Genomic DNA, 19,061 nt, shown 5'->3' on the forward strand with positions numbered 1-19,061 from the left:
GAAGATGGAATCCCCAATGAGGGAAGCGCTAATCGTCCGTGGTGGTTGGGACGGGCACATGCCCGTCGAGACCACCGACTTCTTCATTCCGTTCCTGGAAGCCAATGGCTTTCGGGTCAGGGTAGAGGAGGACAACGAGGTTTACACAGATGTCAGCCTGATGAGGGCTACCGACCTTGTCGTGCAGACCGTGACCATGTCTGAGATCTCCTGGGAAGCCTTCCTCGGTCTCCGCGCTGCGGTCGAGGCTGGGACGGGAATGGCGGGGTGGCACGGCGGGATCATCGACTCATACCGCAACAACGCCGACTATCAGCAGATGATGGGCGCCCTGTTCGCCGCGCACCCGGGCAAGCACCCGGATGAGAGGAAGGGCGAACAAGAGGACAACTACGTCCCATACCGCGTCCACGTGACGGACCGGGGACGTTCGCACCCCATCATGAAGGGCGTGGACCACTTCGACCTCGTCACGGAGCAGTACTGGGTCCTCCATGACGAGTACCTGGACGTGCTCGCTACCACTACGCAGGATGTACGTGCGTGGGACCCATGGAACCGGCAGATTACTTCTCCGGCCATCTGGACACGGCAATGGGGCAAGGGACGCATCTTCGTCTCAACGCCAGGGCATCGGATTGAGATCGTTGAGGACCCGACGGTCAGGGGCATCATCGAACGCGGCATGCTCTGGGCCGCCCGGTCGGCGGAGGAACGCGTCTGACGGTGTGTCAGGCGCTGGCCACGGCCAGCGCCTGATAGGCCTCCTCGGAGGAGTCCCGGAGGAACTGCGCACACCGCTGCTCCTCCTCGAGATCGCCGATCCGTCCAGCCGCCACGCTCAGCGCCCACAGGGCGCGCAGGAAGCCGCGGTTCGGCTCGTGCTCCCACGGGACCTGGCCCGAGCCCTTCCAGCCGTTGCGGCGCAGGATGTCGAGGCCACGGTGGTAGCCGGTGCGCGCGTAGGCGTAGGCGGCCAGCGAGCTGCCGAGGTCGGACTCGACAAGGCAGGTCTCGGCCATCAGGGCCCAACACAGCGACGAGGTCGGGTGCGCCGCAACGACCTCGAGGAAGTTCTCACGACCGCGCTCGGCGATCGCCGCCAGCGCCGGGTCCTCTGGCAGAAGCACGACGACGTCGGAGGCCATGAGGTTGGGATGGGTCTCGCTCATGGGGGTCAGCCTACAGAGGCCGCCGAGGGGTGTCAGTCGCCCAACCCCGAGGCGACGAACCCGGCGAGCGCGTCGACCGCCTCCCGCGCCTGGGGACCGGTCGCCGAGAGCCGCAGGACGGCACCCTTCCCGGCCCCGAGCGTCGCCAGTCCGATGGTGCTCGTGGCGGACACCGGCCCCTCGTCGCCGCAGGCGACCAGGACCGTCGCGTCGAAGGCGCGGGCCTTGGCGACGAACAGCGCCGCCGGTCGGGCGTGCAGGCCGGTGGCGTTGACGATCGTCGCCTCGGCGCGGGCCTCCGCCTCCGCCTCCGCCTCGGGTCGCGTCTCCGCGGTGACGGGGGCTGGGTCCGGGGTGCCGAGGGCGTGCAACTTCGGGGTGAGCGCGGCGTTGGCCTCCGCGGCGACCTCGTCGATCGTCGCGCCGCCCGCCGCGCGGACGACGCCGGCCAGCAGCCCCTCCACGAACGGGGCAGGCAGCACCCGGATGTCGGCGTCCTCCGCACCGTAGAACTCGATGCCGAGTTCGGCGCTCATGATCGACGAGCCGACGTCGACGAACACGACCACCCCGTCACCCCGGTCGACCTCCGTCAGCGCGGCGAGGACCGCCGTCGCGTCGGTGCCGAGGCCGCCGTCGTCCGTTCCGGCCGCGATGGCCAGCGGCGGCGGCGCCTCGTGCACCATCTGCATCGCGACCTCGACCGCAGCCTCCGCCAAGGCGCGGCTGTGCGAGACGACGACGATGCCGACCGCCATCAGGCCGCCGGGTCCGTGAGGGCGTCGAACAGCAGGGTGGCCGACGTCGCGCCCGGATCCATGTGCCCGGCCGAACGCTCGCCCAGGTAGCTGGCGCGGCCCTTGCGGGCGACGAGCGGCGTGGTCGCATCGCGCCCCGCGGCGGCGGCCGCCTGGGCGGCCGCGATGGCCGCGGGCAGGCCCGACCCGGCCGCGAGGACGGCGTCGAGCGCGTCCAACGCCGGCGCCATGGCATCCACCATCGTCTTGTCGTTCAGCTCCGTGCGGCCCCTGGCGATCAGGCCGTCGAGGCCCGCGCGGAACGCCCTGGCGAAGGCAGGGCCGTCGAGCTCCGTGACCGACCCCGCCGACATCCCCATCTTCATGAACAGGGTGCCGTACAGCGGGCCGCTGGTGCCGCCAACGGTGCCGACCAGCGTCATGCCGGCCTTCTTGAAGAGGGCGTCGACGGTGGTGGCGTCGTCGAGGTGGGTGACGACGGCGGCGGTGCCGCGGGCCATGTTGGCGCCGTGGTCGGCGTCGCCGATCGCCGAGTCGAGGTCGGTCAGGTAGTCCTTGTTCGCCGCGATCAGCTCAGCGAACCGGCGCAGCCAGTCCGCGAGCTGATCCAGCGTCAGTTCGTCAGCGCTCACCGGCCCCACCGTAGTCCCGCGGTCTGCACAGGGGAATCCCACAGGCGGATCATCTCGTCGTCGGCCCTGAGCAGCGTCAGCGAGCAGCCGGCCATGTCGAGGCTGGTGATGTAGTTGCCCACGAGGTTGCGTTCGACGGTGACGCCCGCCGCACCCAGCAGTTCGATGACCTCGCCGTACATCAGGTACAGCTCGATGAGCGGGGTGCCGCCCATGCCGTTGACCATGGCGATCACCGGGGCGCCGGTGAAGTCGAGGTCCGCAAGGATGGGGTCAACCAGCTGCTTCGCGATCGACTTCGCGTCGGCGATCGGTTCGCGGTGGCGGCCGGGTTCGCCGTGGATGCCGATGCCGATCTCCATCTCGCCCTCAGGCAGGTCGAACGTCGGCCTGCCCGCGGCCGGGACCGTGCACGACGTGAGGGCCATGCCCATGGAGCGGCCGTTGTCGGAGACCCGCTGCGCGACGGCGGTGACCTCGGCCAGGGTCATGCCCTCTTCTGCGGCAGCGCCGACGATCTTCTCGAGCAGCACGGTGGTGCCGACGCCGCGCCGACCCGCCGTGTACAGGGAATCCTGCACGGCCACGTCGTCCTCGACGAGCACCGTCGTGACCTCGATGCCGGCGTCCGCCGCGAGTTCGGCGGCCATCTCGAAGTTCATGACGTCGCCCGTGTAGTTCTTCACGATGTGCAGCACGCCGGCGCCGCTGTCGACGGTGGTCGTCGCGGCCAGCATCTGGTCGGGGGTCGGCGAGGTGAACATCTGGCCGGCGCAGGCGGCGTCCAGCATCCCGTAGCCGACGAAACCGCCGTGCATCGGCTCGTGGCCCGACCCGCCACCGGAGATGATGGCGACCTTGCCTGCCTCCTTCGGGGCCGAGCGGTAGATGACCCGGTTCTCGTGGTCGACCCGGACGTTGCCGTCCGAGGCCTCGATGCCCTTCAGTGCGTCGGTGATCACGTCGTCGGGGGAGTTGATGAGCTTCTTCATGGGAACCTCCAGCGTCCTTGCGGGGGACGCGCACGCGCGCGTCAGAGCCCATTCTGTCACCGGCCACCGCCGTCCGCGCCGGGTTGAGTGGAGATCGGGGCACCGCGTTCCGGAGCGGTTTCCCGGGAGGAATCCGGGCGCAGACCATCTTTCCGGGACCCGCCTCCGGTAGACTGCGGGCGCAAGGCCCCCAGGTGAAACCTTGTGGGGCTTCCTCTATGCGTGTAGCAAGGATGTGTTTCTCCATGCCGAGTGTGGTTGTGGTGGGCGCCCAGTGGGGCGACGAAGGCAAGGGCAAGGCGACCGATCAGCTGGGCAACCGCGTCGACGTGTGCGTCCGCTACTCCGGCGGCAACAACGCCGGTCACACCCTGGTCGTGGATGGTGAGAAGTTCGTCCTGCACCTCCTTCCGTCCGGCATCCTCAACCCCGGCACCACCACCGTCATCGGCAACGGCGTCGTCGTCGACCTCGACGTGCTCGCCGGCGAGCTGGACGTGCTGGCGTCGCGGGGCGTCGACGTGCCGCACCCGCTCATCTCAGCCAACGCGCACATCATCACCGAGTACCACCGGGTCCTCGACAAGGTGACGGAGCGCTTCCTGGGCAAGCGCCGCATCGGCACCACGGGCCGCGGCGTCGGCCCCTGCTACTCCGACAAGGTCAACCGCATCGGCATCCGCATCCAGGACCTGCTGGACGAGTCGATCCTGCGGCAGAAGGTCGAGGCCGCGCTCGACCAGAAGAACCAGCTGCTCGTCAAGATCTACAACCGCCCCACGATCGATCCCGACCAGGTGGTCGCGTCGCTGCTCAAGCACGCCGACGCCATCCGCCCCCACATCATCGACTCGGGCCGCTACGTCAACGACGCGCTCGACGAGGGGAAGGTCGTCCTGTTCGAGGGCGCGCAGGCGCACCACCTCGACGTCGACCAGGGCACCTACCCGTACGTCACCTCCTCGAACCCGACGGCGGCCGGCGCCACCACCGGCGGCGGCGTCGGACCCACCCGGATCGACCGTGCGATCGGTATCGCCAAGGCGTACACCACCCGCGTCGGCGAGGGCCCGTTCCCGACCGAGCTGTTCGATGAGGACGGCGAGAAGCTGCGCACCGTCGGCGGCGAGTTCGGCGCGACCACCGGCCGCCCGCGTCGCTGCGGCTGGTTCGACGCGCTGGTCGTCGAGCAGGCGGCGAAGATCAACGGGTTCACCGACATCTTCCTGACCAAGCTCGACATCCTCAGCGGCTGGGACAAGATCCCCGTCTGCGTCGCCTACGAGGTCGACGGCGTGCGCCACGACGTCATGCCGATGACGCAGTCGGACTTCCACCACGCGAAGCCCATCTACGAGTACCTCGACGGCTGGAGCGAGGACATCTCGGGTGCCCGCACGTTCGACGACCTGCCCGCCAACTGCCAGGCCTACGTGCACCGCCTCGAGGAGCTCGTCGGCTGCCGCATCAGCGGCATCGGCGTCGGGCCGGGGCGTGAGCAGTCGGTCGCCATCAACGACCTGATCTGAGCGGTCCGATGGCCTCCCGCAGGCTGGTGACGGTCCTGGTGGCCGGGTTGAGTTTGTTCATGGTGGCGACGGTGTGCGTCGCGCTGTGGCAGGAGGACCTGGGCTGGGGCTGGTGGTGGGCGATGCCCGTGGGCGGCGCCTTCATCCTCGTGGTGGTCGGGTTCCGGGTGCTCGTGCAGCGGTCGCAGGAGGCTGCCGAGCGGGCGGACAGGGAGGCCGACGCGGCCGCGTCTGACTAGGATCGTCGTGTCGTGCCGCCCTGCCGGGCGGCGCCTCTTCGATATCGACGACGATGTGAAGGACCGACGTGCACAGCACCCCCGAACTGCTCCTCGACCGGGTCGACCGGTTCCTCAACGACTTCCTGCCGCGGGGGCTGGTGGCCGATCACCGGCCGCTGCGGCTCTCGGCCTGGACCGTCCCGGCTGACGCCGAGGGGGTGGGGGAGCCGATCCCGTTCGCCACCGCCGTCGAACTCGCCGAGTTCGAGGACGTGGCGGAGGGATTCTCGTGGGGGCCTGCGTGGGGGACCACCTGGTTCCGCGTCGAGGGCGAGGTGCCGGCCGAGTGGGCCGACGCCCCCGGCCGCGTCGAACTTTCGCTGGATCTCGGCTTCACCCGTGGCATGCCCGGGTTCCAGTGCGAGGGGCTGGTGCGCACGCTCGACGGCCGGGCGGTCAAGGGCCTCGAACCCCTGAACCATCACGTGCCGGTGGACGCGCGGCCGGGAGAGTCGTTCGCGTTCCTGGTGGAGGCTGCCGCCAACCCCGATCTCGGCCGGTTCTCGGGCCCGGACGCGTTCGTCGCGAGCCCCCTGGGAGACAAGGCCACAGCGGGCCTCGAACCCCGCTACCGCCTGGGCGGGATGCGGCTGCGGCGCGTCGACACGGAGGTGGAGGCGCTCATCCACGAGGTCGTCGTGGCGCGCGGGCTGGCAGTCGCGCTGCCCGAACATGAGCCCCGCCGGGCCCGGCTGCTGGCGGCGCTGGAGCGGGGCCTCTACGCCGTCGACCCGGGTGCTCCCGGCGCGGGCGCCGCGGCCGCCCGCCGGATCCTCGCGCCGTCGCTGGATTCCCCGGCGGCGCCGTCGGCCCACCGCGTCGTCGCGACGGGGCACGCGCACATCGACTCGGCCTGGCTGTGGCCCAGCCGGGAGACGGTGCGGAAGGTGACGCGCACCTACTCCAACGTCGTCGACCTCCTCGACCGCGACCCCGACGCAGTTTTCGCGAGCTCGTCGGCCCAGCACTTCGCCTGGGTGCAGAAGGGCGATCCCGACCTGTTCGAGCGGATCAGGGCGTACGTCGCCGAGGGCCGGTTCGTGCCGGTCGGCAACACGTGGGTCGAGTGCGACGTCAACATGCCGTCGGGGGAGTCGCTCGCCCGTCAGCTGCTGTACGGCACACGGTTCTTCGAACGCGAGTTCGGCGTCAGGAGCGAGGTGGGCTGGCTGCCCGACTCGTTCGGCTACCCGGGATCGCTGCCGCAGCTGCTGCGACGCGCCGGGATCCGCTGGTTCTTCACGCAGAAGATGTGCTGGAACGACGTCGACACCATGCCCCACCACAGCTTCGACTGGGAGGGCATCGACGGGTCGCGCGTGTTCACGCACTTCACGCCCAACAACACCTACAACGGGACGATGCACCCCTCCGAGCTGGCCCGCAGCGTCGAGAACTTCTCCGACCACGCCGGAGCGGGGACGTCGCTGATGCCGTTCGGCTACGGCGACGGCGGCGGCGGACCCACCCGCGAGATGATGACCCTGGGACGGCTCCAGGCCGACCTCGAGGGCTCCGCCCGCGTCCAGTTCGACACGCCGCAGGCGTTCTTCGCCGAGGCGGACGAGGCGTACGCAGACCGCCCGGTCTGGGCAGGCGAGATGTACCTCGAGTTCCACCGGGGTGTGTTCACGTCGCAGTCGCGCACCAAGCGCGGCAACCGGCGCAACGAGGCGCTGCTCGTCGAGGCCGAGCTGTGGTGGGCCCAGGCCGCGGTGCTCCGCGGCGCCGCCTATCCGCACGACGAACTCGACGCACTGTGGGAGCAGATCCTGCTGCTGCAGTTCCACGACATCCTGCCCGGCAGCTCCATCGCGTGGGTGCACCGCGAGGCGGAGGAGGCCCACGCCGTCGCCACCGAGCGGCTCGAGGCGCTGATCGACCGCGCGCTCGCCGTCGTCGTCGGTGAGGGCGACGCGGAGTTGGTCGCCAACCCGGCCCCGAGCCGCTGCCCGGGGTGCCCGGCTACGGCCTCGGCGCCCCGCAGACGCCCGCGCCGTCGACGGTGGAGACGCTGCCGGACGGGTCGGTGCGTCTCTCCTCGGCGGCGCTGAGCGTGCTCGTCGCGCCAGACGGGACGGTGGGCAGCATCATCGACGCCGCCACCGGCCGCGAGCTGATCGCCGAGGGCGGCCGGGGCAACCTCCTCCAGGTGTTCGTCGACGCGCCCGCCAAGTGGGACGCCTGGGAGCTGGACCGGTCCATGCACCTGGCCACCGCGGACCTGACGGACGGCTCCGTCCGCGTCGACGGCGGGGCGGTGGTGGTCGAGCGGGCCTTCGGCGCCAGCACGCTTACCCAGCGGCTCGCGCTCGACGACACCGGCGGCGCGCTGCGCATCGAGACCGACGTCGACTGGCACGAGCGGCACCGGCTGCTGAAGCTGGCATTCGCCTTCGATGTGCACGCTACTGACGCCGCCTACGAGACGTCGTTCGGGCACGTCCGCAGGGCCACCCACACCAATACCTCGTGGGACGCGGCCCGCTACGAGTCGTGCGCCCACCGCTACGTGCATGTCGGCGAGCCCGGCTTCGGCGTCGCCGTCGTCAACGACGCGATCTACGGCCACGACGTGACCCGCGACAGTGTCGACGGACGGCTCGTGACGACGGTGCGGCAGTCGCTGCTGCGGGCCCCCACCTTCCCGGATCCGGACGCCGACCAGGGGCGCCACCGGTTCGTCACGCTCGTCGCGCCGGCGCCGACGGTGCTCGAGGCCTCCCGCTGGGGCGCCGTCGTCGGCAGCCCGGCCCGCGCCGTCGTCGGGGGAGAGTCGCCCGCGCCGCTGGTCATGCTCGAGGGCGGCTCGGCGCGGCTGTCCGCCGTCAAGCTCGCGGATGACCGCAGCGGCGACGTCGTCGTCCGCGTGTACGAGGCGCAGGGTGCCCGCACCGAGGCGACGCTGCGGGTGTCGTTCCCCGTCGCAGGCGCCTGCGAGGCCGACCTGGTGGAGACCCCCGGCGGGGACGTCGCCCTGGACGGCGACAGCCTGGCGCTGACGCTGCGGCCGTTTGAGGTGCGGACGCTGCGGCTGAGGAGGCGGTAGGAGGCCGTCCGGTGTGCGGACGCTCCGGAGACCATGGGGCGGATCGGAGCCGCCCCAGTAGGCTGAACCGGTGAAGATCCTCCTGCTCGGCTCCGGCGGTCGCGAACACGCGCTCGGCCGGTCGCTCGCCGCCGATCCCGCCGTCACCGAACTCCACGCCGCGCCCGGCAACCCGGGTCTGGCCGCCATCGCGACCCTGCACGCCGTCGACGCCGCCGCGCCTGCTCCCGTGGTCGATCTGGCCCGGCGGCTGGGCGTCGACCTCGTCGTGATCGGGCCCGAGGCTCCGCTCGTGGCGGGTGTGGCCGACGCGCTGCGCGCCGCAGGCATCGCCGCGTTCGGCCCCGACGCCGCCGCCGCAGAGCTCGAAGGGTCCAAGGCCTTCGCCAAGCGCGTGATGGAGGACGCCGGGGTGCCGACGGCCGCCGGCCGCGTCTGCGAGACGCCGGAGGAGGCCGCCGCAGCGCTCGACGAGTTCGGCGCCCCCTACGTCGTCAAGAACGACGGGCTCGCCTCGGGCAAGGGGGTCGTCGTCACGAACGACCGCGCCGAGGCCCTCGCCCACGCCGCGTCCTGCGGGCGCGTCGTCATCGAGGATTTCCTCGACGGCCCCGAGGTGTCGCTGTTCGCCATCTGTGACGGCGAACGCGCCGTCCCGCTGCTGCCCGCGCAGGACTACAAGCGCGTCGGCGACGGCGATGCGGGCCCCAACACCGGCGGCATGGGCGCCTACTCGCCGCTCCCGTGGGCCGAGGCCGGGCTCAGCGACCAGATCATGGCCGAGGTCGTCGCCCCGACGCTCGCGGAGATGCGCCGTCGCGGCACGCCGTTCGTCGGCCTGCTGTACGCGGGCCTCGCGCTGACGTCGAAGGGCCTGCGGGTCGTCGAGTTCAACGTGCGCTTCGGCGATCCGGAGACCCAGGCCGTCCTGTCGCTGCTCGAGACGCCGCTGGCCGGGATCCTGCTGGCCGCCGCGCGCGGTTCGCTGGATGAGATCGGGCCGCTGCGCTGGCGTGACGGCGCCGCCGTCGTCATCGTCGAGGCCGCAGAGGGCTACCCCGGGACCCCGACGACCGGCACCGCGATCGGGCTTCCCGCCGACGAGGCCGACGCCTACGTGCTGCAGGCAGGCACCCGCCTCGACGGAGAGACGCTCGTGTCGGCCGGGGGCCGGGTCCTCGGCGTCGTCGGCCGGGGCGCGGACGTCGACGCCGCCCGCGCGAACGCGTACGGGCTGCTGGCGAAGGTCGATCTGCCGGGCGGCTTCCACCGCGGCGACATCGGCGTCCCCCACTGAGAGGCTCGCCCCTCAGCTGACCGGGCCAGGCCCGTCGTGGCGGGGCGGACGCAGATCGATCGTCGCGACGTCGGTGCCGCTGACACCGCGCAGCTGCAACAGCTCGAGCATGTCCTCCTGCCGTGGCTGGCCGAGGGCCAGGCGGTACAGGGCCAGGGAGTTGGTCAGCTGCTGATACTTCGCCTGATCCCGGCTGAGCGGGTAGCGGGCGATGACCCGCTCCACGCGCGCCTCGCCGGTGCCGGGCTGCGACGGGTAGCACCACCACGGCGCGAACTCGCCCCAGTCGCCGCCGGACGAGGCGGCGGACGAGGCGGCGGACGCGGCCTCGAACGCCGCGGCCCAGGGGTCCGGGGCGGTGGAAGCCAACACGTCGGACCAGTGCCGCCCGGCCACGTTGCGGCGCACCGCGTGACCGCCGAACCGGTTGACCCGGCCCTCCCTCTGCTCGAAGTCGACCGGATTCGAGGGCAGGTTCCAGTGGACGACGCTGTGGCACCACCAGTGGAAGTCGATCCCCTCCTGGCCGACGCTCGTCGTCGCGAGCACGAACGGCGCGAACGGTGAGTTGAACGCGGCCCGCACCTCGCTCTGCCGGGCGGCCTGCTGTGAGTCCTCGGCTGCGCTCGCGCCGCCGTACCGGAGGGCGAACCGCGCGGGCAGGGGGATCTGCTCGCGTGCCGCGCTGGTGTCGTGCGCGACGTAGCGCGCCGGCCGCAACGACACCGCCCCGTCGAAGCGGGTGACGATCAGCTCGAGCGCCGCGTCGTCGACCTCGCGGCCGCCCAGCTCGCTGCGCAACTGGAACAGGTACTCGTCGACCACGGCCTGCAGATTCCCGTCGGCGCAGTAGGAGAGGAGGGACCGCCAGTAGGGCGCCTTGCCGGGGTAGGCGGCCAGGATCGGCCCCACCGAGTCCTCGCGGTTGAAGAAGCGGCGCAGCGCATCCGCCAGCCGGAAGGCGGCTCTCCACCGACCGGGGGCCGTCGATGAGCCGCCCGCGATCCGCTCCACGGCGCGCAGAGCGGTGACGCCGGGGGCGAAGGCGGCCAACAGCGCCAGGTCCCGATGGGTGAGGGGGTCGGCCGACGACGCGGCCGCCGCCCGCTCTACGTGGGCGCGGAGGCCGAGGCTGGCGGTGTCGCCGTCGTCCGCAGTGACCGCCGTCACGGCGTCCAGGGGGTTCACCCCCTCCGGGACCAGCCCCGGGACCGAGAAGAAGGCGTCCCAGGGGCGGGTCGTCCGGGGCCCGTTGGGTAGCGCCGCCTGGGTGTGACGCAGAAGCTCGGGGCGGCTGACGGCGCGGCCGGCCCGTCGCGCGGCGGCGAGCGGATCGCCCAGGCGGGCCAGCTCCGGGTGTGGCCAGAACAGTGCCAGCGTCGACAGAGAGCCGGCCCCGCCGTCGACCTGGCGGTACGTGAGGCGGCTGCTGTACTCCTCCCGCTCGCTCGTGGCCCGGGCCACGGACCGGTCCGCGACGTACGACAGCAACGACGCCACGGCGGTCGGGACCCCGGACCAGGCCGAGAACACCAGGCGTTTGGTCACCCCACCCAGGTCCGCCGACGCCCGGCCCACCTCCCGGTACACCCGGCCGGGCTTGAGGTACGGCATCGACGGCGGCATCCACAGCAGGCGCCACCAGCCCCGCCCGACCGTCTCGTCCGCCAGAGCCCGCAGGTACCCGTTGCCGAGATCGAGCCATTCGCGCGCCTCGATCCGCTCGCGCGTGAGCGCCCTGGTCCGGCCGAGGATCTGCTCGGCCTCTGCCCCGCGGGGAGTTCCGAACCATTCGCGGGCCCGGACACCCGGCCTGTAGTTGTCCATGAAGTTCGCGAAGTACGGGATCGACTTCCAGTATTCCAGGCTGACCGGCGCGCCGATGGCGTCGCCGAACCGGCGCAGGTCGGCGTACTCGCGCAGGTCGTCGGCTGTGGGTGGCGGAACGTCGAGGAGCCGTGGGGTCGTGCCGACGGCGCTGTCGGGGCGCTCGGAGCGCGACATGACGGGCAGAAGGGCCTCGCGGACCGCGGTGGCCGCCGCGAGGCCGTCGTCGCCGCCCAGCAGCGCCCCGCGGTAGTCGGCCAGCGTCGCGCGCACCCTGTCGGCGCCGGTGACGTCGTGGGCGAACAGGAAGTCGATGGTGGCGAAGAAGTCCCGGTAGTGGTCGTCGTCGATCTCGTCGCTGTTCGTGAAGGGCTTGTAGGGGGTGGCGGACAGCAGCAGGGTGCGGGCGCCCGGGAACGAGAACATCGCGCCCGCCAGTTCTCCCGCCTCCCCGAGCGGGGGTCGAGCAGATGTCTGAACCGTTGGAACTCGTCGAGGATGACCAGATCGGGCTCGAGCGCGCCGATGCTGGCCTCTGCGAGGCTGTGCCGCAGCCCACTGATCAGCGCCGTCGCCCCGGCCTTGAGCTCGGGCGGCATCGTGTCGGTATCGCCGAGCAGGTCGATCAGGCCCAGCAGCCGATCGCGGTGCGCCGCCCGGTAGTCGCGTTCGAAGGGGGCGAGGATCGACGGGTCGATGGTTCCGCCGGTGCCGGCGACCATGTCGTCGACGTAGCGCTGGAAGTTCGCGCGGCTGGCCACCGACCCCTGCAGGAGCGTCCGCAGCGCCCACCGACCCCGCCTGTCCAGTTGCTCGATCCGCTCGATGATCAGTGTGAGCAGGGCCCGCTCCGGCGCATTGCCCTGCGCGAATCCCCCTCGGGCATGGAGGTCGCGGGGGTGAAGGCGATGAGGTTCACCTTCTTGCCCTCGCCGCTGTGGGCGTTCAGTCGTGCAGCGTCGCGGGCCATGAGCGTGAGCCTGCTCGCCATGCGCACGTCGGGGTCGCCCGTGACGTTCAGCCGCTGCAGATTCTGGTTGGCCAGGTCGAGGTTGGAGCAGATGTAGATGACGTCGATGCGTCCGACGGAGTCGTCGCGGTGGAGGTGGTCGATGGCCCTGGCGACGACGCCGCGGGCGATGATCGACTTCCCGAGCCCCGTCTCGTCGGCGACGAGGAACCGGCCGGAGCCAGCCGCGTCCCCGTACAGGCGATCCAGGGCGTGTTCCACCGCGTCGCGCTGAAAGCCCTTGAGACCCGCCATCACGTGCGCGAGATCCATCCGGCTCACCGCCCCGCCTCCTTGGCCAACGACCGGTGCGCCTGCCACAGCGCGGCCCAGAGCGCGTCGAAGCCCTCCGGAAGGACGTCCCGCTTGGAGTCGCGCAGGTAGCGGACGAGACGGTCGACGTCGGCGAGGCCGGCATGGTCGCCGGCGACCGCCTGCACAAGCGGCTCGAAGAGGCCTGTGGCATCGAGCGGGGAGCCCCCGGGACCCGTGGCGCCCCAGCCTGTCGTCGTCGCCGCCGCCTCGCCGAGGCGCTCGAACTCGAGGAGGAGCGCGACGAAGCGCTGGAAGGCTGCGGGATCGCCCAGCTTCCGGGCGACGATCGCCTCCTGGCGGCCCGCCGGATCGTTCTCCAGCCGGGCGAGGAGCACGGTCGAGCGGAAGCGGCCCTCCGCCCTGGCCGTGACGAGGAGGAAGGGGGTGACCTCCGCCAGCTCGAGACCCTCGACGACGGTGGGGGCGGAGTGCGGGCCGGGTGGCCACGCGCGGCGCTGGCCCTCCACCGTCACCGGGGCCCAGTCGAGGGTCACATCAGGGGACGCGCCGGGCACGGACGGATCGGCGCCGACGAGCAGGCGGAACCCTTCGGCCATCGGTTCCGTCCGGATCCGGACGGGTGTGGCGGCGACGGTGGCCAACGCGCGATCGAGCATCCGGTCGAGCTCGGCATGGGGATCGGGCTCTGGCAACGGCTGCTGCTCGTGGTCGATGAGGAGATCGCCGAGCGCGGAGACGGTCGCATCGATGCCGAGGGTGTCGATCCTGCCGCGCAGCGTCACCATCGCCTCGACGTTGCGGGTCAGACCGGCGTCCGTCGCGTTCTGGGACCCGATGCGGGCATACGCGCTGCCCCAGTACTCGACCACGGTCAGCTTGGCGTGCAGCCCCGTCAGCTGCTCGCCTGCGTGCGACCCCGCGGTGCCGTCGTCGTCCGGTTCCGTGAGCCCGGTGGAGGCGTCGAACGACGTCAGGTGCAGGCGCGGGCCCAGGGCCGTCGAGGGCAGCTGGTCGAGGGTCTCGGCGCGGGAGATGAGGTGTGACGGCCGCCGCAGGGCGCCGAGTTTCCTCAGGCCGCCCTCACTCACGAAGGGCGACACGACGAGCATCCGGCCGCCCTTGAGCTGAGGCTCGGGGTCCTCGCCGAGCCCCCAGACCTCGAATCCCAGATCCGAGACGCCGTCGGGATGTTCCCATTCGACGGCGGCGAGCCGGCCGGCCAGAGCCTCGAGCGACCTCCGTCGTCCGGTCGGCATGGGGTTGACGGTGAGAGTGGGAAGCGCCAGGAGAAGGCGGGTGAGGGGTGCGTTCCTGGCGGGCGCGTCCGGGTGTGACGACGGGGTGCCGTCGAGCCTGACCGCGGCGTCCCAGGAGCGATCGAACGTGAGGTTGCGGCTGGCGCACAGGAACCGGTAGCACCGCTCATCGTCGCGGGCGAACTCCAGGAACCAGACCTTCGGATGGAACACCCCGCCCGGGCGGGTGGTGACCGGGTGGATCATCGGCTCCAGGAAGACCACGAGATCGGTCCGGGGATGCCCGAACGACAGTGCCCCGGCCTGGGCGAAGACATCGATGCGGTCAGCGGCGCGGGCGATGGAGCCCAGAACCCCGAGTTCGTCGTCGACCCGGTCCCGCTGCGCCGCCAGCGACATGGGGACGCGCAGCGCAGCCTGCAGGTCGAGCGTGAACGTGGTGCCGACAGCGTGCTCGAGCCGCCAGCCACGCGGCGGTCGCAGGAGCTCCGTCAGGGCCGAGCGGTTGTCCGGCTCAAGCATCGCGTTCCAGGCCGTCGTGGATGTCGAGCAGGATGCGCCTGGCCTGTGGCCAGCGGAACTCCAACTCCATCGCGCCCGACGCGCCGCCCCACTGGGAGAGGCGTCTGCGGTTGCCGAGCCGGGCCTGGGAACGCTTGTGCCGCCGCTCCCGCTCCCGGATGAAGCTCCGGACCTGCGGGGCGTCGGCAAGGTCGTGGGCGCTCTGGTTGCCGAGGAGACGGACCCACCCTCGACGAACACGCGCGTCGCCGGGGGCACGCGGACCGCTTGCTGCGCGAGCCAGCGCCACAGCCAGGCCGTGCTCCAGTCGAGCAGACCGATCGTCTCGGCGTTCGCGGCCCAGTCCTCCAGCCTCTGTCGGTAGTCGGGCAGCCGCGGTGGCGGGGTGAGCCCCAGCGCGGGGAGCTCCTCGGCCAGCAGCAGGTTGTAGACGAGCGCCGCGCCGTGCAGCGCTGCCGCGAACATCCTCCCGTGGTGGACCAGGGCGGCGATCTCGCCAGGGGCGCCGAGGACCGCAGGTTCCTGCCAGAGATCGCCGCTCCCGCTGGGGCGATGATCCAGGAGCCAGGCGAGGAGGCTGTCGTCTGCGGTGGCGAGCATGCGGTCCCGCAGGAAGCGGGCCTCCACAAGGGTCAGGTCGAAGCCGCCAGGCACCTCGCTGGGGAAGCCTTCGGGCACCGGCGGCAGGCTGGCGACCCAGGCCGACGCCGGACGTCGTGCGGCATCGTCCTCCCGGAGCCTGTGTGGAACGGGAGAAAGCGCGGCGTCGGGGTCCAGCAGGATGCCCCACCGGGTGAGCGGTGCCCAGTAGACCGAACCGGGGAGGCGCTTGAGCCCGGTGCCGCTGACTCTGCCGAAAGCACCGTCCAGCCCTGAGAGGGGCGCGATGAGGCGTCGTTCGTGCCAATCCGCAGTCCAGGCCGGATCGCTCGACGCCACCGCCAGCTGGTAGCACCAGGGGATGAAGAGGAGGTAGCGGGCGCGGGTCAACAGCGTGGAGGTGCCGGGGAAGAGACCGTCGGCGATGGCGTCGCGGATGACGCCGATCCCGAGCTCGTCGCGGCTCTCGCGGTCGAGGAACAGCTCGACGATCTCCCGCATCCGGCGCTGCTCCTCGACCGAGGCGTCAAGCCAGCTGATCGTCGAGGCCACGGCTTCCTTTCGGGGCGTTTGCCTCACTCTAGCCATCCGGCGCGGGGCGGCGGGGGTGGCGTGCGCCGTTTCAGTTCGCGGTTACGACGGGCCCCATCTCCGCCCCGGCGCCGGCATGCCACACTGAGCGGCACCGGGCCGTCCCATGCCCGGCCGAAGGAGGCCGAAGTGAGTCCGACACGAAGGAGCCTGCTCGCAGCCGGCCTCCTGGCAGGCCTGGCGGGGTGCGCCCCCGAGACGGTGGCCTCGCCGTCGCCGACCACCGCGCCGCCGGACCCCACGACCCCGGCCCCGGCCCCGACGCCGTCACCCAGCCCGTCGCCGTCGCCGACCCCCGTGCCACGCGCGCCCCTGACGGGTCTGCCCGTGTCCGACACGACGGTCCTGGCCCGGCCCGCCGTCGCCGTGAAGGTGCCGAACCTCAAGGCCGAACAGCCGCAGTGGGGGCTCGACGTCGCCGACGTCGTCTTCTGCCAGCCCAACGGTGAGGGCTCTACCCGGCTGTGTCCCGTCTTCCACAGCGACTACCCGGAGGCGGTCGGCCCTGTGCGGTCGATCCGGCCCGCCGACGTCCCGCTGCTGTCGCCGATCTTCCCGCTGCTGGCCAACACCGGCGCCGCCGAGTGGGTGATGAACTACCTGGAGGCGCATGCGGAACGCATCGAGAAGATGACCTACCTCGACTTCAAGAAGACTGAGGCCTTCTCGGTCGATCAGGACAGGCTCTACCGGGCCAACGGACGCACGCAGTACGACCGGGCGATCCAGGCGCACCCCGCGGGCATGGCGGCGTTGGCCGAGCGGGCCGGCGCTCCCGGCGCGTACCTCAGCTTCGCCGCCGATGCAGCCTCAGCCTCCACCGCGACCGGCGCGGCCGCCACCTCCGTCGCGATCCCGTACGCCTCGGGACACAAGGCCGACATGTCGTACGACTTCGACGAGACGACCGGCCGCTACCTGCGCAGCCAGCCCTGGGGCGAGCACCTGCTCGCCGACGACACCCGGGTGGACGCCGACAACGTGCTGATCGTCCGCGTGAAGTGGGAGTACGACAAGATCTGGCGCGGCTCGGGCGCGGCCGACCCGGTACTCGACCTCATCGACACCGACGGCGACTTCAGCTGCCTCAACGGCGGGCGGATCGTCGAGGGCACCTGGTCGAAGGGGGCCATCGACGAGCCGTTCACGTTCCTGACCGCTGACGGTGCGCCTCTGCTGCTGGCGCCGGGCCGGACCTGGATCGAGCTGCCGCGTCCGACCGCCGACGTCGTGGTGGCCTGACCGGCTACCCGGCGGCGACGCCCCCGCGACGCCGGTAGACCGCCATCGCGCCGAGTAGGCGGCGCGAAGTCCTCGGCGAACCCGACGGGGTCGTCGCCGACGATGTCACGCACGCCTGCGCCGTCGGCCGCAGCGCGTTCCCACAGGTCGGCGAGGTCACCGACCATGGTCACGAGCGTTTCGCCGTCGACGATGCCGCCCTGGTACTGCAGGTATAGCAGCAGCGCCTCCGCGGCGAGGCGGTGGGCGTCGGGCAGGGCGGCGATCCGCGCCATGGCCTGCCGGTACTGCTTCTTCTGCTCGATGGGTCCGGTGATGGTCTAGATCCAGCTCATGTCAGTGCTCCCGTGATGGGGTGTCGTCGGGGCGCGGAGCTCTCCGATGCGCTCGGAGAGGAACTCCCACGTCCTCCAGAAATCGTCGAGTTGCTCCCGGCCGCGCGGGTTCAGCGTGTAGACCTTCCGCGGCGGGCCCTTCTCGGAGGGGACCTTCTCCACGTCGACGCAGCCCCGCTGCTCGATCCTCACCAGGAGGGCGTAGATGGTGCCCTCGGCGATGTCGGCGAAGCCCCGGTCCCGGAGAGAGGCCGTGATCTCGTAGCCGTAGGCGGGGCGGCGGGAGAGGATGGCCAGCACGATGCCCTCGAGCGTCCCCTTGAGCATCTCCGTGTCCTGGCGTGCCATGTCCCACCCCTGCTACCTAGTGTCAGTGACTACTGGTACGTAGTAAGACTGAGTAGCGGGGTGCGCAAGAGGTCCGGGGGCCGGTTCCGGACGCGGACGACCCCGCCCGCAGGAGTGCGGACGGGGTCGGGTCGGGTCGGATCAGCCGATGAGCGGCGGGATCGCGGCGCGGGCGTGGGTCAGCCACCCCTCGGGCACGCCGAGCCCCTCGACGAGCTCACGCGACTTGCCGCGCAGGTCTGCGCACAACTCGTCGACGGCGGCGGTGATCGCCTTGCTCCGCTTCGGGTCGAACACCTCGTGCTCCAGGAACCAGGCGCGGTTCGCCTCGATCGTGGCCAGCGCGTACAGATCGCACACCTTCACGAGCAGAGCCTTGATGTAGTCGTCGTCACACTGCTCGATCCCCCCGATGAACGCCTCGAGGACGATGCGGTCGATGTGGGCCTTCGCGGCCTCCAGCATGTGGGGCTGGCAGGCGTTGATGGCCTCGAAGCTGTCCTCGGCCTTGGCCGCGGTCCGCATGCGGCGGGCGAGCCCCTCGATCGTGTGCTGCTCGCGGAACTCGAACATCTGGACGTGCCAGCCGCGGGCGCTCAGCCGGTCGGCCTCCGGCTTGCGGTCGGCCGAGGCGATGAGGCGCTCGATGACGGAGCGGGCGGTGGTCCGCTCCATGACGGCGCTGCCGATGAGGCGGGCCGTCTTCTGCGCCGTCCCCCGCATGTCCATGTCGCCCCAGGAGGCCTTGTAGTCCAGCAGGAGGGCCTTGGCCACGAGCTGCAGGAGCACCGTGTTGTCGCCCTCGAAGGTGGCGAAGACGTCGGCGTCCTGGCGCAGCAGCGTCAGGCCGTTGTCCGACATGTAGCCTGCGCCGCCGCAGGCCTCACGACACTCCTGGATCGTGTCGTTCGCCCAGCGCGTCTGGAGCGCCTTCATGCCCGCGGCCCGCGTCTCCAGCTCGCGGGACGCCTGCGGGTCGGCCCCGGCCGCGTCGGTGACGCGCTGCAGCTGGAGCGCCAGCTCGGTCTGCGCGAAGCCGTAAGCGTAGGCGCGGGCGACGTTCGGTAGCAGCCGGCGCTGGTGCGTGCGGTAGTCGAGCAGCAGGATCTCCTCGCCGAGGCCCGGCTGGCGGAACTGCCGGCGCCGGTCCGCGTAATTGACGGCGATCGTGAGCGCCTTGCGGGTGGCCGAAGCGGCCCCGCCCCCCACGCAGATCCGGCCGCGCACCAGCGTGCCGAGCATCGTGAAGAAGCGGGCGTTCTTCGAGGAGATGGGGAGTGGTACTCGCCGTCGGCGTCGATGCCGCCGTAGCGGTCCAGCAGCATCAGGCGCGGGACGCGGACGT

General features: G+C 71.5%; 16 protein-coding genes and 2 pseudogenes. 7 read left to right on the top strand and 11 right to left on the bottom strand.

Features of this window, described 5'->3' with window-relative positions; translation table 11 throughout:
• The first annotated feature begins 16 nt into the window (after positions 1-16).
• Positions 17-724 (top strand): ThuA domain-containing protein, encoded by a 708-nt coding sequence (locus H9L22_RS00315; protein WP_226966359.1) that lies wholly within the window; start codon positions 17-19, stop codon positions 722-724.
• 7 nt (positions 725-731) lie between these two features.
• Here the strand turns inward: H9L22_RS00315 and H9L22_RS00320 are convergent, their stop codons facing one another.
• Genes H9L22_RS00320 through dhaK form a run of 4 tightly spaced genes read right to left on the bottom strand, consistent with a single transcriptional unit; the run spans position 732 to position 3,554 of the window.
• Positions 732-1,172 carry a DUF3151 domain-containing protein gene (locus H9L22_RS00320; RefSeq protein WP_226966003.1) on the bottom strand — a complete coding sequence of 147 codons (441 nt, stop codon included), beginning with the start codon at positions 1,170-1,172 and terminating at the stop codon, positions 732-734.
• Positions 1,173-1,204: 32 nt separating this feature from the next.
• Entirely contained in the window at positions 1,205-1,930 is a 726-nt protein-coding gene (dhaM, locus tag H9L22_RS20000) for a dihydroxyacetone kinase phosphoryl donor subunit DhaM (protein ID WP_187721146.1), read from the bottom strand.
• Complete coding sequence (gene dhaL / locus H9L22_RS00330) at positions 1,930-2,562, bottom strand: dihydroxyacetone kinase subunit DhaL (RefSeq protein WP_187721147.1); 633 nt, start codon at positions 2,560-2,562, stop codon at positions 1,930-1,932. Before dhaL ends, dhaM begins: the two co-directional genes overlap by 1 nt.
• Entirely contained in the window at positions 2,559-3,554 is a 996-nt protein-coding gene (gene dhaK / locus H9L22_RS00335) for a dihydroxyacetone kinase subunit DhaK (protein ID WP_187721148.1), read from the bottom strand. Before dhaK ends, dhaL begins: the two co-directional genes overlap by 4 nt.
• A 245-nt stretch (positions 3,555-3,799) precedes the next feature.
• On the opposite strand from dhaK, the gene H9L22_RS00340 reads away from it, so the two are divergent.
• The 5 genes from H9L22_RS00340 (at position 3,800) to purD (ending at position 9,710) form a co-directional block, all read left to right on the top strand.
• On the top strand, positions 3,800-5,083 hold the full coding sequence (locus H9L22_RS00340) for an adenylosuccinate synthase (RefSeq protein WP_406707804.1): 1,284 nt from the start codon (positions 3,800-3,802) through the stop codon (positions 5,081-5,083).
• Between the two features lie 8 nt (positions 5,084-5,091).
• Positions 5,092-5,322, top strand: a complete 231-nt coding sequence (locus tag H9L22_RS00345) for a hypothetical protein (RefSeq protein ID WP_187721150.1) — start codon at positions 5,092-5,094, stop codon at positions 5,320-5,322.
• A 68-nt stretch (positions 5,323-5,390) separates the two neighbouring features.
• The gene (locus tag H9L22_RS00350) at positions 5,391-7,418 is read left to right on the top strand and encodes an alpha-mannosidase (protein WP_226966005.1); all 2,028 of its coding nucleotides are present in this window, start codon (positions 5,391-5,393) and stop codon (positions 7,416-7,418) included.
• A complete protein-coding gene (locus H9L22_RS18190) occupies positions 7,322-8,413 on the top strand; it encodes a glycoside hydrolase family 38 C-terminal domain-containing protein (protein ID WP_226966006.1) in 1,092 nt (363 codons plus the stop codon). The genes H9L22_RS00350 and H9L22_RS18190 overlap by 97 nt, the downstream gene beginning before the upstream one ends.
• Before the next feature lie 70 nt (positions 8,414-8,483).
• Positions 8,484-9,710 carry a phosphoribosylamine--glycine ligase gene (gene purD / locus H9L22_RS00355; protein WP_187721151.1) on the top strand — a complete coding sequence of 409 codons (1,227 nt, stop codon included), beginning with the start codon at positions 8,484-8,486 and terminating at the stop codon, positions 9,708-9,710.
• A gap of 12 nt (positions 9,711-9,722) precedes the next feature.
• Here the strand turns inward: purD and H9L22_RS00360 are convergent, their stop codons facing one another.
• The 4 genes and pseudogenes from H9L22_RS00360 to H9L22_RS20125 all read right to left on the bottom strand — a co-directional run bounded on the left by H9L22_RS00360 (position 9,723) and on the right by H9L22_RS20125 (position 15,788).
• Entirely contained in the window at positions 9,723-11,963 is a 2,241-nt protein-coding gene (locus H9L22_RS00360) for a helicase-related protein (RefSeq protein WP_226966007.1), read from the bottom strand.
• Between the two features lie 403 nt (positions 11,964-12,366).
• On the bottom strand, positions 12,367-12,828 hold the full coding sequence (locus H9L22_RS18195; protein WP_226966008.1) for a hypothetical protein: 462 nt from the start codon (positions 12,826-12,828) through the stop codon (positions 12,367-12,369).
• Positions 12,825-14,600 carry a phospholipase D family protein gene (locus tag H9L22_RS20120; protein WP_226966009.1) on the bottom strand — a complete coding sequence of 592 codons (1,776 nt, stop codon included), beginning with the start codon at positions 14,598-14,600 and terminating at the stop codon, positions 12,825-12,827. The genes H9L22_RS18195 and H9L22_RS20120 overlap by 4 nt, the downstream gene beginning before the upstream one ends.
• A pseudogene (locus tag H9L22_RS20125) lies at positions 14,593-15,788 on the bottom strand (DUF6361 family protein). Before H9L22_RS20125 ends, H9L22_RS20120 begins: the two are co-directional and overlap by 8 nt.
• A gap of 132 nt (positions 15,789-15,920) precedes the next feature.
• On the opposite strand from H9L22_RS20125, the gene H9L22_RS00370 reads away from it, so the two are divergent.
• Positions 15,921-17,033 carry a DUF3048 domain-containing protein gene (locus H9L22_RS00370; protein ID WP_187721153.1) on the top strand — a complete coding sequence of 371 codons (1,113 nt, stop codon included), beginning with the start codon at positions 15,921-15,923 and terminating at the stop codon, positions 17,031-17,033.
• Positions 17,034-17,110: 77 nt separating this feature from the next.
• Here H9L22_RS00370 and H9L22_RS20130 read toward each other — a convergent pair.
• The 3 genes and pseudogenes from H9L22_RS20130 to H9L22_RS18210 all read right to left on the bottom strand — a co-directional run.
• Positions 17,111-17,350 (bottom strand): annotated as a pseudogene (locus H9L22_RS20130) (DUF1048 domain-containing protein); the annotation flags it as partial.
• Between the two features lie 3 nt (positions 17,351-17,353).
• Complete coding sequence (locus tag H9L22_RS00380) at positions 17,354-17,716, bottom strand: PadR family transcriptional regulator (protein WP_226966010.1); 363 nt, start codon at positions 17,714-17,716, stop codon at positions 17,354-17,356.
• Between the two features lie 141 nt (positions 17,717-17,857).
• Positions 17,858-18,958, bottom strand: a complete 1,101-nt coding sequence (locus H9L22_RS18210; RefSeq protein WP_226966361.1) for an acyl-CoA dehydrogenase family protein — start codon at positions 18,956-18,958, stop codon at positions 17,858-17,860.
• Positions 18,959-19,061 lie beyond the last annotated feature (103 nt).

It is taken from the genome of Tessaracoccus defluvii (assembly GCF_014489575.1).
In the GTDB taxonomy this organism is placed as follows: domain Bacteria; phylum Actinomycetota; class Actinomycetes; order Propionibacteriales; family Propionibacteriaceae; genus Arachnia; species Arachnia defluvii.